General features: G+C 36.5%; 17 protein-coding genes. 12 read left to right on the forward strand and 5 right to left on the reverse strand.

The window, feature by feature from the left end; all coding sequences use genetic code 11:
* Window positions 1–28 precede the first annotated feature (28 nt).
* From rpsF to BUA76_RS15250, 3 genes are all read right to left on the reverse strand, one after another.
* A complete protein-coding gene (gene rpsF, locus BUA76_RS15240) occupies window positions 29–370 on the reverse strand; it encodes a 30S ribosomal protein S6 (RefSeq protein WP_066434819.1) in 342 nt (113 codons plus the stop codon).
* A 260-nt stretch (window positions 371–630) separates the two neighbouring features.
* Window positions 631–1,944 carry a dihydrolipoamide acetyltransferase family protein gene (locus BUA76_RS15245; RefSeq protein WP_072885649.1) on the reverse strand — a complete coding sequence of 438 codons (1,314 nt, stop codon included), beginning with the start codon at window positions 1,942–1,944 and terminating at the stop codon, window positions 631–633.
* Window positions 1,945–2,007: 63 nt separating this feature from the next.
* On the reverse strand, window positions 2,008–2,835 hold the full coding sequence (locus tag BUA76_RS15250) for an SAM hydrolase/SAM-dependent halogenase family protein (protein ID WP_072885650.1): 828 nt from the start codon (window positions 2,833–2,835) through the stop codon (window positions 2,008–2,010).
* Between the two features lie 135 nt (window positions 2,836–2,970).
* Between BUA76_RS15250 and BUA76_RS15255 the strand changes: the two genes are divergently transcribed.
* The 6 genes from BUA76_RS15255 (at window position 2,971) to BUA76_RS15280 (ending at window position 7,631) form a co-directional block, all read left to right on the forward strand.
* A complete protein-coding gene (locus BUA76_RS15255) occupies window positions 2,971–3,930 on the forward strand; it encodes a PhoH family protein (RefSeq protein WP_072885651.1) in 960 nt (319 codons plus the stop codon).
* A 149-nt stretch (window positions 3,931–4,079) separates the two neighbouring features.
* Window positions 4,080–4,751 carry a porin family protein gene (locus tag BUA76_RS15260; protein WP_072885652.1) on the forward strand — a complete coding sequence of 224 codons (672 nt, stop codon included), beginning with the start codon at window positions 4,080–4,082 and terminating at the stop codon, window positions 4,749–4,751.
* 119 nt (window positions 4,752–4,870) lie between these two features.
* Window positions 4,871–5,374 (forward strand): hypothetical protein, encoded by a 504-nt coding sequence (locus BUA76_RS15265; RefSeq protein ID WP_072885653.1) that lies wholly within the window; start codon window positions 4,871–4,873, stop codon window positions 5,372–5,374.
* 210 nt (window positions 5,375–5,584) lie between these two features.
* Window positions 5,585–6,202: an outer membrane beta-barrel protein gene (locus tag BUA76_RS15270; RefSeq protein WP_072885654.1), complete on the forward strand. Its 618-nt coding sequence runs from the start codon at window positions 5,585–5,587 to the stop codon at window positions 6,200–6,202.
* Between the two features lie 74 nt (window positions 6,203–6,276).
* Window positions 6,277–6,948 (forward strand): outer membrane protein, encoded by a 672-nt coding sequence (locus BUA76_RS15275; protein WP_072885655.1) that lies wholly within the window; start codon window positions 6,277–6,279, stop codon window positions 6,946–6,948.
* Between the two features lie 38 nt (window positions 6,949–6,986).
* On the forward strand, window positions 6,987–7,631 hold the full coding sequence (locus tag BUA76_RS15280) for an OmpW family outer membrane protein (protein ID WP_072885656.1): 645 nt from the start codon (window positions 6,987–6,989) through the stop codon (window positions 7,629–7,631).
* 90 nt (window positions 7,632–7,721) lie between these two features.
* On the opposite strand, the gene BUA76_RS15285 is transcribed toward BUA76_RS15280, so the two are convergent.
* Window positions 7,722–8,000, reverse strand: coding sequence for a TM2 domain-containing protein (locus BUA76_RS15285; protein WP_072885657.1), 279 nt, complete (start codon window positions 7,998–8,000; stop codon window positions 7,722–7,724).
* A gap of 29 nt (window positions 8,001–8,029) precedes the next feature.
* The gene (gene ffh / locus BUA76_RS15290; RefSeq protein WP_029293489.1) at window positions 8,030–9,391 is read right to left on the reverse strand and encodes a signal recognition particle protein; all 1,362 of its coding nucleotides are present in this window, start codon (window positions 9,389–9,391) and stop codon (window positions 8,030–8,032) included.
* A 460-nt stretch (window positions 9,392–9,851) separates the two neighbouring features.
* Between ffh and atpB the strand changes: the two genes are divergently transcribed.
* From atpB to atpG, 6 genes are all read left to right on the forward strand, one after another.
* Window positions 9,852–10,970: a F0F1 ATP synthase subunit A gene (atpB, locus tag BUA76_RS15300; protein ID WP_072885659.1), complete on the forward strand. Its 1,119-nt coding sequence runs from the start codon at window positions 9,852–9,854 to the stop codon at window positions 10,968–10,970.
* Between the two features lie 49 nt (window positions 10,971–11,019).
* Complete coding sequence (locus tag BUA76_RS15305; protein WP_055858794.1) at window positions 11,020–11,238, forward strand: ATP synthase F0 subunit C; 219 nt, start codon at window positions 11,020–11,022, stop codon at window positions 11,236–11,238.
* A 98-nt stretch (window positions 11,239–11,336) separates the two neighbouring features.
* Window positions 11,337–11,831 (forward strand): F0F1 ATP synthase subunit B, encoded by a 495-nt coding sequence (locus BUA76_RS15310; protein WP_072885660.1) that lies wholly within the window; start codon window positions 11,337–11,339, stop codon window positions 11,829–11,831.
* 2 nt (window positions 11,832–11,833) lie between these two features.
* Complete coding sequence (gene atpH, locus BUA76_RS15315) at window positions 11,834–12,373, forward strand: ATP synthase F1 subunit delta (RefSeq protein ID WP_072885661.1); 540 nt, start codon at window positions 11,834–11,836, stop codon at window positions 12,371–12,373.
* Between the two features lie 17 nt (window positions 12,374–12,390).
* Window positions 12,391–13,968: a F0F1 ATP synthase subunit alpha gene (gene atpA / locus BUA76_RS15320; protein ID WP_072885662.1), complete on the forward strand. Its 1,578-nt coding sequence runs from the start codon at window positions 12,391–12,393 to the stop codon at window positions 13,966–13,968.
* Window positions 13,969–14,040: 72 nt separating this feature from the next.
* Window positions 14,041–14,904: an ATP synthase F1 subunit gamma gene (gene atpG / locus BUA76_RS15325; RefSeq protein WP_072885663.1), complete on the forward strand. Its 864-nt coding sequence runs from the start codon at window positions 14,041–14,043 to the stop codon at window positions 14,902–14,904.
* The last annotated feature ends 120 nt before the right edge of the window (window positions 14,905–15,024 follow it).

Here is a 15,024-nt window from a genome sequence, read left to right on the forward strand (position 1 = left end):
TGTCTTTTTTAAAAAATAGGGTTAATAATTAAGCTTTAGCTGCTTTTACTTTTGCTCTTCTAGTTACAGCGTAGTCAACAGCGTGTTTGTCTAGTTTTGTAGTAAGGTAACGGATTACTCTCTCGTCACGCTTGAATGCTAATTCTAGATCAGCTACTACAGAACCTTCACCTTTAAATTCAATTAAAGTGTAAAATCCGTTCTTTTTCAATTGGATCGGGTAAGCTAATTTTTTTAATCCCCAGTTTTCTTTAGCAACGATTTCGCAGTTCTTTTCTTTGATAAGATCTACATACTTGTTCACTGCTTCCTCCACCTGAGCTTCAGATAGAACGGGAGTTAAAATGAAAACAGTTTCGTAATTGTTCATAATGTTAAATAAATTTGTTAATTATTTCGAGGTGCAAAAGTATTTAAATTATTTGTAATATACAAGAGATTGGTGAGAAATAGAATGTATTTCCGTAAAATGCTCAATGATCAGTTTTAAAACTGATGAAAATAACATTTGTTTTAAAATAGCCGAAGTTAAGATTATCAAAAAACCTCCGGATTTTTCCGAAGGTCTGTATTTGTAAAAGATATTTTGATAATCTTACATCAATTATAACTTATCAATCATCTTTATAATTAGATTTCTGTGTTCAGGTCCCAGTTTTCAAGGTAATCATGAACATGCTTCAGCATCATTCCTCCAAGAGAACCGTCTACCACTCTGTGGTCGTAAGAGTGAGACATAAACATTAAATTTCTGATCGCAATTACATCTCCGTCAGGCGTTTCAAGAACAGCTGGCTTTTTAACAATCGCTCCGATTGCTAAAATAGCTACCTGCGGCTGAGGAATAATTGGTGTTCCCATCAGGTTACCGAAACTTCCTACGTTGGAGATCGTATAGGTTGCACCCTGGGTATCTTCAGGTCTTAATTTTTTATTTCTTGCTCTGTAAGCTAAGTCGTTAATCGCCTTTGCCAATCCGGAAAGAGACAGTTGATCTGCATTTTTGATTACAGGAACAATAAGGTTTCCGTCCGGTAATGCAGTTGCCATACCGATGTTGATGTTTTTCTTTTTGATAATGTTTTCACCATTTACCGAAACATTGATCATTGGGAAATCCTGGATCGCTTTTACGACTGCTCTTACGAAAATCGGCATGAAGGTAAGCTTTTCGCCTTCACGTTTTTCGAAAAGAGATTTATTTTTATTTCTCCATTTTACAACGTTGGTTACATCTGTTTCGATGAAAGAAGTTACATGCGGAGCAATTTGTTTGGCTTTCACCATGTTTTCCGCAATGATTTTTCTCATTCTGTCCATCGGAATGATCTCATCACCTGCCGCAGCAGTAATAGTAGAAGCCGGGGCTGATGTTGCCACAGGTTGTGCAGCAGGAGCAGCCTGTTGTACCGGAGCAGCTTGTTGAGCCGGTTGGTTTCCTCTGTTTTTAACGTATGCTAAAATATCTTCTTTGGTAATTCTTCCTTCCAAACCGCTTCCTTTGATGGATTTCAGCTCGGTTTCAGAAATACTTTCCTGTTGTGCAATTGATTTTACAAGCGGGGAAAGATAAAGGTCTCCCGAAAACTCTGTAGAAGCAGATGTTTTTAGCGGTTCTTCAATGGTTTTTAAAGTTTCCGCATCCGGAGCCGGCGCAGAAGTTTCAGTAGCTGTATCTTCAGCAGCAGTGTTTCCTCCTTCACCTTCAATTTCTAAAATAGCAATAGCTTCGCCTACTTTTGCAACCTCGTCTTTCTGTTTTAAAATCTTAACGATTTTCCCCGAAACCGGTGTCGGAACGTCTGAATCTACTTTGTCAGTTGCAATCTCCACTACGGAATCATCTTCTTTCACATGATCTCCTTCACTGAATAACCAGGTAATAATGGTGGCTTCCATCACACCTTCTCCCATAGAAGGAAGCAATAATTTGTACTCTGCCATTTTTAATTTTTAGATTTTGACAAATATATAAAAAAAATCGATTTTTTTATGAAATATTAAATTTTAGAAAAATTCGATGTAAATATTCTCTCCTACATTCAGTCCGAACAAAGACTTGGCGCCGTTTTTCTTGCTTCCTTTGTAGATGGTTAACTCCAAAAGCTGGCTGTCATTGAAAATTGCTGCAGATTGACCGTGAAATTCGGTCTCTCTTTCCCAATCTGAAACTACCTCGGTATGACTTAAAAATATACGTGAAAGACTTAAATTTCTGAATTTTATCGTGAAATTTTCATATCCTTTGCCTGAACTTTCAAAGAAATCTTTGCTAATATTTGATATTATATTTCCGAAATTATCAATATAGGTAACTTCGCCGATAATCATTTTTTCAGATTCATTAAAAACAGGTTTCGGAAAAAGAAGCTGTTTGGCAGAATCAATCTTTCTCCCGATGACTTCCGGCAGTCCGCCGTTGGCAAGATGTACTGCCGCGGGAACAAAAACATCTGTTGACGTAAAGTTCACAATATCATCAAACCTGTTATTCAAAGTGATTTCATAGATAGCTTCGGGTTTAATATCAAAAAAGACAAGGCTTAAAAGTCCGTTGTCGGCAGCAATAAAGTAATGTCCGTCTGCTTTATAAAGTATATTTTTTCTTGATTTGTTATGAAAACTGTCCACGGAAAGTATATGAACCGTGTTGTTCGGAAAGTGCTTGTAAGCATTTCTTACGATGTACGAAGTCTGAACAAGGTTGAAAGCCTGAATGTCATGGGTAATATCAATAATATTAACTTTCTGATTCAGAGAAAGAATGCTGCCTTTTACAGCGGCAACCCTGTAATCCAAATTTCCGAAATCTGAAGTAAGTGTAATAATTGACATTGATTGTTTATAGAATAGTAGAAATGCAAATTTATTTAAAATAAAAAGAATGCCCGAATGATTGTGGAAAAGAATTTGATATAAATTTCCGAAAAAAGCTTTACATTTAAAATCTAAAATTAATAAAAATACTGCATGTTTGAGTTAACATATGATTTGGAGGATATCGATGCGAAAATCTTCTATGGAGTTAATAACCAATATTTCAATTTAATAAAATCAACATTTCCGACCCTTAAAATCACCGGAAGGGATCACTTTATCTTCGCTATGGGAAACCAGGAAGCGCTAGATATCTTCAAGCAGAAACTGGATGATATTGTAAATTATATTTCAAAAAATAATTCTATAACCCTGAAAGATGTTGAAAATATTCTCAATATAAAAGACGAAAACGAAAAGCAGCTTGTTTTCGATCAGGATATCATCGTAAAAGGCGTAAACGGAAAAATCATTAAGGCGAAAACCACCAATCTCAAAAAGCTGGTGAAAGAAACCGAAAAAAAAGATATGGTTTTTGCCATCGGGCCGGCAGGAACGGGTAAAACGTATACCAGTGTCGCATTGGCTGCAAAAGCATTGAGAGATAAGGCTGTTAAAAGAATTGTTCTTACAAGACCTGCTGTGGAAGCGGGGGAAAGCCTGGGTTTCCTGCCGGGAGATCTTAAGGAAAAGCTGGATCCGTACTTACAGCCTTTATACGATGCACTCCGGGACATGATTCCTCACGAAAAACTGGAAGGATTTATTGAAAAAAAAGTAATTGAAGTAGCTCCTTTGGCATTTATGAGAGGGAGAACGCTTGATGACGCCTTCGTTATCCTGGATGAAGCACAGAACACCACGCATTCTCAGATGAAAATGTTTTTAACCAGAATGGGAATGAATGCTAAGTTCATTATTACAGGAGACCCAAGCCAGGTTGACCTTCCGCCAAAGCAACAGTCTGGTCTTAAAGAAGCAATGCGTATTCTGAAAGGAGTGAAAGAAATAGGATTTGTGCATCTTACTGAAGAAGATGTGGTAAGGCACCCGGTGGTTAAAAAGATCATCTTAGCTTACAATGATGAAGAAAAAAGGCAGAGAAACGACTAATCTTTTGTGAGATTTTTCGATCAAAATATTATTATACAGGAAGTTATATTTCCTGTATTTTTTTTAATTTAAAATAAAATTCACAAATGTTGGAATTTTAAAAAAAAAGAGTATTTTTGTGCCGAATTACTTAAAAAACTATTAACGAAATGAAGAAATTTTTACTTCTGACAGCAGTTGCTGTTATCGGGATGAGCGCAAAAGCTCAGGAATTCAGGTTTGGTCCTAAAGCCGGTTACTCTTACTCAACAGTTAAACTTAAAGACAACTCAGATTCTGAAACATCAGATCCTGTACACACTTTTTACATTGGAGGAATTGCAGAGTATAAAATAAGTGACAAATTTGGTTTACAAGGAGAAGTTTTATATTCTCCGCTTGGAGGGAAATTAGAAGTTGCTGAAGTTGATCCTGATGATCCTACAAACTTTTTCAATGTAAAAGCAAAACAGACTTATCATACTTTGATGATCCCTGTTTCTGCTAAATATTTTATTACTGAAGGATTTTCTATTTCTGCAGGTGCAAGTTTCGGAGTTATTCTTTCGGCTAAACAAAAATATTCTGCTGACTTAGGATTAGGAGGGATTATTCCCGGATTTGAAATCAACAGCAGTGATGAAATTGATATCAAAGATCAAATGAATACTTTAAATATTGCTCCTTTCCTTGGCGCTGAATTTATGTTGGAAAACGGGTTGTTCTTTGATGCAAGATACAATTTGGGTGTTTCTAATCTTGCTAAAAATACTTCTGACGGGGAAAAATTAACAAACAGCTTTTTCCAGGTTGGTGTAGGTTTTAAATTCGGAGGTAACTAAGAAAGATTATTTACTTAAAAACATAAAGCGGTACAAAATTTGTTCCGCTTTTTTATGGTTTTATATACCACATTTTTGGTGAATAATCATTCAAATATTAAATATTTAAACTTATTAAAATGAAAAAACTATTATTACTGGGTGCTTTTGCACTTTTAGGTGGTGTTGCGCAGGCGCAGGAAGGTTTCAGACTCGGAGGTCATATCGGTGCTCCGCTTGGGGATGCTGCAGATGCATCGAGCGTAACAATTGGTATTGACGCAGCGTATATGTGGAATATTATCAAGGGACTTGATATTGGGGCTACTACAGGATATTCTCATTTTTTCGGGAAAAATAATGTGGATGATTTCGGTTTTATTCCAATTGCAGCTTCCGGGAAATATACCTTTAGCAAAGTTCCTCTTTTTGTAGGGTTGGATCTTGGAGCGGCTATCTCTACAAAAGATTATATCAACAGTGGATTCTATGTTGCACCAAGAGTGGGATATCAGATGAAAAATACAGAACTGTATCTTGGATTCCAGAATATCGGAAGTAAATATAAGGATCCTTACTGGAGAGGGAATGACAGATTCAACTTCGGAGCTATTAATTTCGGAGCGAATTTCTTCCTTAAGTAAATTTTTTAAAATCAATCATATTTAACTCCAATTGAAAAATTGGAGTTTTTTTATTCATATAATTGTGAAAACTTCAAACCTCTTCTATTATTACAATTTATAGCTGTAAAAAACCAAAAATAAGCAATGATATTAATCACATTAACAAATTTTAATATTAACGGGTGCCACTGTAAATTTGCCCTCAGAAAGTATTAAATTTTTAAAAAAATGAAAAAAGTATTATTAGCAGGTGCTATTGCACTTTTCGGTTTATCTAATGCTCAAATTGCTAAAGGAACAACATACTTATCAGGACAGGTAGGTTATTCTTCAACTCAGAACAACAATACAGACGCTAAAATAGAAGATTTCACAGTGGTACCTACTGTTGGTTATTTCGTAGGAAATAATGTAGCTGTTGGTTTAGGGGTAGGTTATGCAAACAGTTCTGAAACTACTACAAATGCATTAACTAGTGTTGAAACTAAACTTTCAACTGATGCCTTCGTAGTAGCTCCATTCGTAAGAAAATACTGGACTGTAGGTGAAAAATTATACATCTTCGGTCAGTTGGAAGTTCCAATGGCATTTGGTAAAGATAAAGCTGAATACAGCGGTACAGCATCTCAGTTCAATACTGAATCTGATTTCACTTCAATCGGAGTAAACATCAAGCCAGGTGTTGATTATTTCTTGAACAAAAACTGGTCTATTGAAGCTACAATCGGAGAATTCGGATACAACAACTTCAAGTATAAAGATCTTGACAAAAGCACTGATAACTTTAACTTCGGATTAAACTTATCTTCAGTTACTTTCGGTGTTAAATATGTTTTTGCTAAATAATAAACAAAACATATATACTCTAAAGTCCTAAGCTTTTGCTTAGGGCTTTTCCTAGTGATATACTAAAAAGAACCATGAAAAAATTACTCTTAGCCGGAGCCGTTGCGCTTTTCGGGCTTTCTGGCGCTCAAATCAAAACAGGGACGCTTTATCTGTCTGGTCAGGCAGGTTTTTCTCAGGAAAAAAATAACAATACGGAAATTAAAAACCAGGATTTTAGTGTCACCCCTACAATGGGAATCTTTATTGCGCCTAACGTTGCAGTAGGAGCAGGAATCGGATATTCCGGAAATAGGAGAGAATATGTAGATTTTATAGTCAGCCCGATCTCATCAGAATCAACAAGGTATCGGTCTGTTGTTAAAATGAATGCTTTTACGGCTGCTCCATTTATCAGGAAATACTGGATGCTATCCGATAATCTTTATTTCTTCGGACATCTGGAAGTTCCCATCCAGATTGGAAAACGCACATTAGATACACAATTAGAATATGTGAGTTATACATATGGATATTACTATTCTGAAAGTATATCACTTGAACAAAAATATACTTCTTTCGGTGTAAATGTAAAGCCGGGCGTAGATTATTTTATCAGTAAAAACTGGACAATTGAGGCTACCATCGGAGAATTTGGTTACAACAACATGAAGATTAAAGATCATGAAAATGGAACGGATACATTCAATTTCGGGCTGAATTTATCTTCGGTTACCTTCGGGGTAAAATATATTTTTGCTAAATAGAATTAATAAATTAACATAAACTTTTTAAATTAAAAATCATGAAAAAACTATTACTGGCAGGTGCTGTTGCACTTTTTGGATTAGCAAATGCTCAAATGACTAAAGGAGACTGGGTTATCAGCGGAAACACAGGCATGGGTTTCAACAATATTAACACCAATACGAAGGTTAACGGAACGAAATATGACGAAACTAAAGTCAGCTCATTTTCAGTTACTCCTTCTGTTGGATATTTTGTTATCGACGGATTGGCTGTAGGAATTGATCTGGGTTTTAATACAAATACTACCAAAAGCGATGGAAGTAAAGTAACTTTATCCACATTTTCCGTTATGCCGACTGCCACTTATTATTTTAATACAGACAGCAAGTTTTTCCCTTTTGTAGGAGCGGGGATCGGATATGCATCTACTAAAACAAAATTCAATATTTCCAACGCTATTGCAGATCCTTTGCTTTGGTCAGGTGATACAACAACGGATGGTCTTGCCTGGAAAGCGAAGGCAGGAGTTACTTATATGGCCACTCAATCTTTAGGGATTAATTTAGGTCTTGGTTTTGATCAGTTCTATAATAAAGAAACCTATTCCGGAATTGATTATAAAACTACAAGTAATACTTTCGGGGTAAACGTTGGTTTCTCTTATTTCATTAAAGCTAAAGCTCAGAAATCTGATAAATAAAAACTTTGCCAAAGATTAAAAACTTTGGCAAAGTGCTAAAAAAATCCGGCTCAAATTTATTTGAGCCGGATTTTATATGATCATTAAAATTTAAAACCATTCTTTCTGGTTCTGAACATAGGTTCTGTCAAATTCCTCATCAGATTTCGTAAGGTAAATTATCCCTTCAATTAAACCGATAAGTCCGCCAACGGTACCGCATGTTATAACACTTAAAATTAATTGAATAATTCCTGTTTTTGTATACCCGAGGTAAAATTTATGAATAGCCAGTCCGCCCAAAAGGATAGCAAGAATACCGGCAGCTACTTTTTTCTCTGATCTGTAAGGCTGGTTATAATTACCGCCTTGTTTTTCATAGACTTCCATAAAAATATTTTAAGTGATTTGATTTGTGTTTATTTACCGAACATTCCGCCCATTCCAGGCATATTCGGCATTTTGCTCATCATCTGCATCATCTGTTTTCCCTGAGGTCCCTGCATCATCTTCATCATTTTACCCATCTGGTCAAACTGCTTCATCAGCTGGTTTACATCTTCAATTTTTCTTCCGGCACCTTTGGCAATCCTGTTTTTTCTCTGGGTATTGATGATCGAAGGTTTTCTTCTTTCTTCCGGAGTCATGGAGTAGATGATCGCTTCGATATGCTTGAATGCATCGTCACTGATTTCCACATCTTTAATTGCTTTTCCAACCCCGGGAATCATGCCCATCAAATCCTTCATATTTCCCATTTTTTTGATCTGGTTGATCTGTTTCAGGAAATCATCGAAACCAAATTCATTTTTGGCAATTTTTTTATGAAGTTTTTTAGCTTCTTCTTCGTCAAACTGCTCCTGTGCTCTTTCCACTAGGGAAACAACGTCTCCCATTCCCAGAATTCTGTCTGCCATCCTTTCCGGATAGAAAAGATCCAGCGCTTCCATTTTTTCACCGGTAGAAATGAATTTAATAGGCTTTTCAACTACGGAACGGATTGTCAACGCAGCTCCACCACGCGTATCACCGTCTAATTTCGTTAAAACAACACCATCAAAGTTCAAAGTATCGTTGAATGCTTTCGCTGTATTCACCGCATCCTGACCCGTCATGGAATCCACAACGAACAAAGTTTCGTTAGGCGCAATAACAGAGTGGACGGTTTTAATTTCCTTCATCATCTGCTCGTCAATCGCCAGACGACCTGCAGTATCGACAATCACGACATCATGACCGTTGGATTTGGCAAAGTTAATGGCGTTTTGAGAAATGCTTGAAGGATCCATGGAACCTTCTTCCGTGAAAACAGGAACGCCGATCTGGCCTCCCAATACTTTCAGCTGATCAATAGCAGCCGGACGGTACACGTCACAAGCTACCAAAAGAGGTTTTTTATTTCTTTTTGTTTTTAAATAATTGGCCAGTTTTCCGGAGAAAGTAGTTTTACCTGAACCCTGAAGTCCCGCAATAAGAATTACAGATGGCTTTCCGGAAAGATTGATACCTTCCTGGGAGCCTCCCATAAGATCTACAAGCTCATCATGAACGATTTTCGTCATCAGCTGTCCCGGAGTAAGCGAAGTAAGGACATCCTGTCCCAACGCTTTGTCCTGAACCCTTTTTGTAAGATCTTTTGCAACTTTATAATTAACATCGGCATCCACCAATGCTCTACGAATTTCTTTTACGGTTTCCGCAACGTTGATTTCCGTGATTTTTCCACGTCCTGAAATATTATGCAGCGCTTTGTCTAATTTATCCTGTAAACTATTAAACATATGTATTGTAAATTATAGGTTTGCAAAAATAAGGAAATTTTTAGTATATATTAATATATAGATAAAGAGATTTGTATTGTATCAAAATTATAATTCTATTTTTGTGGAATGAATTTTATCGATAGTTTAATCATTATCTTGCTGATTTCAATCTTAAATGTCAGCGTTTTTGCGGTTTTTAAAAAATATATGTATAGAAAACCAGATGCAGCAATGAAATTTTTAGCAATTAATATATTAAAAGATATCATTTGGTTAATTATTTCTTTGATCATTATAGAGAAAACAAAAGAAAATTTTCTATTTATAGTGATATGTTTTATAATAGCGTCACTCCTTATATATATACCAATAATAAAACTCATTAATAAATCTTAGTTTTTTTGATGATAAAAATCAATTTTTAATATTGGTAAAGTTTAATAAAATCGATATATTTGCACACGATTAAAAAAGAGATATGAATAGAAAGATTTCTTCATTGTTTTTCGCATTTTTATTTGTGTTTGTGAGCGGTTTAGCGATTGCTCAGCATACTTCTGAAGGCGAAGAGCCGGCGGAAAAAATAGAGCAGAAAGAAGATTTTGATGCTACCAAAATGATCATGGAGCACATCGGTGATTCAAATGAATGGCATTTATGGACTACAAAAGATGATAACGGTGAAGAGCATCATGTTTCTGTTCCGCTTCCTGTGATTATTAAGGACAATGAAGGGTGGCATACTTTTCTTTCAAAGAGTATTGCTCATGGGCATGAACGTGACGGATACACTTTAGAAGAGGGGCAGGTTGTTTCAACGAAAGGTATTCAGAAAGCAACTTTGTTTTCAATAATCAGCGGAAAGCAAAAAGCAGATGAAGTATTCTTTGATCTTTCAATTACCAAGAATGCGGCGTCAATGTTTCTTTCGGTAATTTTTATGGCCATTATTTTTATAGGGATGGCGAGAAATTATAAAAAATCCCAGTTGCCAAAAGGTGCAGGAAAATTAATGGAGCCTGTTATTGTATTCATAAGAGACGAGGTAGCAATACCAAATATAGGATCTGTTAAATACAAAAGATATATGCCTTATTTATTAACCGCATTTTTCTTTATCTGGTTTAATAACTTATTTGGATTAATTCCTTTCTTTCCTTTCGGAGCAAACCTTACAGGGAACATCGCAATTACTGCAGTTTTAGCAATCATTACTTTATTAATTACTTTATTCAGTGCTAATAAAGATTATTGGAAGCATATCTTCATGCCGCCGGTTCCAATCTTATTGTACCCAATCATGGTTCCAATTGAGATTATCGGGATTTTTACAAAGCCTTTCGCTTTAATGATGCGACTTTTTGCTAACGTTACAGCGGGACACATTATGATCCTGGCAATTATTTCATTAATCTTCATTTTCAGATCTCCGTTCTTAGGATTTGCATCTGTACCATTAGCATTATTTGTTTCTGTATTGGAATTATTGGTTGCAGCGCTACAAGCATATATCTTTACGGTATTATCTGCTTTATTTATCGGTATCGCAGTAGCAGAACACGAGCATGATCACGGTCACGAAGAGCACGCTCACTAATTAAAAAAGAAATATTAAAATAATTTTTAACTAATATAATTTATTTATTATGGACATTACAACTGGAGCAGGATTAATTTACGTAGGTATCGGTTTAGCTGTACTTGGAGTAGGTATGGGTATCGGTAAAATCGGTGGTCACGCAATGGATGCTATCGCAAGACAGCCTGAGCAAGCTGGAAAGATTCAAGGAGCAATGCTTATTGCTGCTGGTCTTATCGAGGGTGCTGGTCTTATCGCGATCATCTTTGGTGCTTTCATCAAGTAATTATCCTCAAAAACATTTCTTAGCAGCAGAGCGGTTGGCTGGCTGCTAAGAGTTTTTAAAAAATCCATAATAACGATTAAAAAAAAGAATTTACAGATATGGGAATTATAGAACCTGGAATTGGACTTTTGTTTTGGATGACCCTTACTTTTGTTATCCTATTGTTTCTTCTTGCAAAATTCGCTTGGAAACCGATTGTTAATGCAATCAACGACAGAGAAACTTCTATTGTTGATGCTCTTAATCAGGCTACATTGGCAAGAAAAGAAATGGAAACTTTAAAAGAGGATAACGAAAGAATCATTCGTGAGGCGAAAATCGAAAGAGATGCTATCCTTAAAGAAGCAAGAGAAATTAAAGATAGAATCGTAGGTGAGGCTAAAGATGCTGCTAAAGCTGAAGGTGATAAAATGATCGAAGCGGCCAAACAAACCATCAATGCTGAGAAAAATGCTGCTATGGCAGACATCAAAACTCAGATCGGTACTTTATCCGTAAATATCGCAGAATCTATTCTTAAGCAAAAGCTTGACAACAGCGAAGCTCAAAACGAATTAGTTCAGAATTATTTAAACAAATCAAACCTTAACTAAGAATGCTTACATCTAAAGTAGCTAAAAGATACGCACAAGGTTTACTTGATTTCACCAATGAATCAGGGCAAACGGCTACTGTATTTTCTGAAATGAAAGATGTAGTGAAGATTATGACTGAATCTCAGGATTTAAGAAAGTTCTTCCTTACCCCATACATCGATTCTAAAAAGAAAGTAGAAGTAGCAGACGAAATTTTTAAAGGCTTATCGTCATCTTCCAGAAACATCATTACTTTGGTAATCAGACACGGAAGAGAAAACCAGCTGAAAAATATCGCTCAGGAGTTCATCAACAAAGTTGAAGACATCAATGGGGTGCAAAGAGTAATACTTACAACAGCAACTCCACTTTCCAAAGAGAATATCGATCAGATTTTGAGATCTACCAACTTAGTGAGTACTGATTCAAACTTCGACCTGATTGTCAATGTAAAGCCTGAAATTTTAGGAGGGTACATTCTTAGAGTGGGAGATCAGCAGGTAGATGCTTCAGTAAGATCTAAGCTTAATAAAGTTAAAAAAGATTTTCAATTAAATTAAAGAAAAACAACCATACAATGGCAGAAATAAATCCGGCAGAAGTATCTGCGATCTTAAAACAGCAATTGGCCAACTTCGATACTCAATCCAACGTTGAGGAAGTAGGTACAGTTTTAACCATCGGTGATGGTATTGCTCGTGTATACGGGTTAGAAAACGTACAATACGGAGAGTTGGTGAAATTTTCTAGTGATGTAGAAGGTATTGTACTTAACCTTGAAGAAGACAACGTAGGTGTTGCGCTACTTGGTGAAAGTAAATTAGTTAAAGAAGGAGATACCGTAAGAAGAACAAACAGAATCTCTTCTATCAAAGTAGGAGAAGGAATGTTAGGAAGAGTAGTGGATACTCTTGGTAATCCTATCGATGGTAAAGGTCCTATTTCTGGGGATTTATACGAAATGCCATTGGAAAGAAAAGCACCCGGAGTTATCTATAGACAGCCGGTAACCGAGCCTTTACAGTCAGGTATCGTGGCGATCGACTCTATGATCCCTGTAGGAAGAGGACAGAGAGAGCTTATCATTGGCGACAGACAGACAGGTAAGACAACTGTTGCGATCGATACGATCATCAATCAAAAAGAATTCTTTGATGCAGGACAGCCTGTATATTGTATATATGTAGCTATCGGACAAAAAGCGTCTACAGTAGCACAAATCGTAAAAACACTTTCTGATAAAGGGGCTTTAGCTTATACGGTAATCGTTGCAGCTAACGCATCAGACCCGGTTCCGATGCAGGTATATTCTGCAATGGCCGGAGCTGCAATTGGTGAGTTCTTCAGAGATACGGGTAGACCGGCTTTGATCGTTTATGATGATTTATCCAAACAAGCGGTTGCGTATCGTGAGCTTTCTCTTCTATTGAGAAGACCACCGGGACGTGAAGCTTACCCTGGAGACGTTTTCTATCTTCACTCAAGACTATTGGAAAGAGCTGCAAAAGTGATCGCTGATGATCAAATCGCAAGCCAGATGAACGATTTACCTGAGTCTTTAAGACCAATCGTAAAAGGTGGCGGTTCATTAACAGCACTTCCAATCATCGAAACTCAGGCGGGTGACGTTTCTGCATATATTCCAACCAACGTAATCTCTATTACAGACGGACAAATCTTCCTGGAGTCTGATCTATTCAACTCAGGGGTACGTCCTGCGATCAACGTAGGTATTTCTGTATCAAGGGTAGGGGGTAACGCTCAGATCAAATCAATGAAAAAAGTTTCTGGTACTCTAAAATTAGACCAGGCACAATATAAAGAACTAGAGGCGTTTGCTAAATTCGGTTCTGACCTTGATGCTGCTACGTTAGCAGTTATTTCTAAAGGAGAAAGAAACGTGGAAATCCTTAAGCAGCCGGTAAACTCTCCTCTTCCTGTAGACAGCCAGGTTGCAATGATCTACGCAGGAACAGAGAATTTATTAAGAAACGTTCCTATCAGAAAAGTAAAAGAATTCCAAATCGAATATATCGATTTCCTAAGATCTAAGCACCCTGATACAATGGCTGCTATCAAAGCAGGAAAAATCGATGATTCAATCACGAGTGTTCTTAAGCAGGCAGCTAACGATTTAGCTTCTAAATATAACTAAAAATTCAATGTTTAAGGTTTAAAAATAACGTTTAAACCTTAAACTTTAGACCTTAAACCTTGAACCAAGATAATGGCAAACTTAAAAGAAATACGAGGCAGAATTACGTCAATTTCATCTACGATGCAGATTACACGTGCTATGAAAATGGTTTCCGCTGCGAAACTAAAAAAAGCACAGGACGCTATCGTAATGCTGAGACCGTATTCTGAGAAACTACAGGAGCTTATCCAGAATGTAAATTCCAGTTCAGATCCTGATCAGATTTCTGTGTATGCTCAAAAAAGAGAGGTGAAAAAAATACTTTTCATCGCTGTTACTTCAAACAGAGGTCTTGCCGGAGCTTTTAACTCATCTATTGTTAAAGAGCTTAATGCACAGTTTCAGAATAATTCTCAATATGAAATTGAAGTTCTTCCTGTAGGTAAAAAAGCTTTTGATGCTGTAAGAAGAAACCGTACAATATATTCTAATGCAAGCTCTGTTTATGATAACCTGAATTTCGATACAGTGTCTCATGTTACGGAAGCAGTAATGACCAGCTTTAAAGAAGGTAAGTTTGATGAAGTATATTTAATTTATAATAAATTCGTCAATGCTGCTACCCAGGAAGTAACAACAGAACAGCTTCTTCCGATCTCAATGCCGGAAAATACGGAGCCTCAGGTAGAAACAGATTATATTTTCGAGCCTAACAGAACGGAGATCCTTGATAATCTGATTCCTAAATCGATCAAGACTCAGGTTTTCAAAGCAATTCTTGATTCCGTAGCTTCTGAACACGGTGCGAGAATGACGGCGATGCACAAAGCAACGGATAATGCACAGGCTTTGAAAAATGATCTGGTAATTTTCTATAACAAAGCAAGACAGGCTGCAATTACAAACGAAATTCTGGAGATTGTTTCCGGAGCAGAAGCTTTGAAAAACTCTTAAAAGATATTTCATACAAATATTTATTAGAAGCCGTCTCATTTCACGAGTCGGCTTCATTTTTTGATATTATTGTTATTCAAATTATTTTGGAAATTTTCTTTGCGATCATTGAAAATGGCT

Source organism: Chryseobacterium takakiae (assembly GCF_900129385.1).
Classification (GTDB): Bacteria; Bacteroidota; Bacteroidia; order Flavobacteriales; family Weeksellaceae; genus Chryseobacterium; species Chryseobacterium takakiae.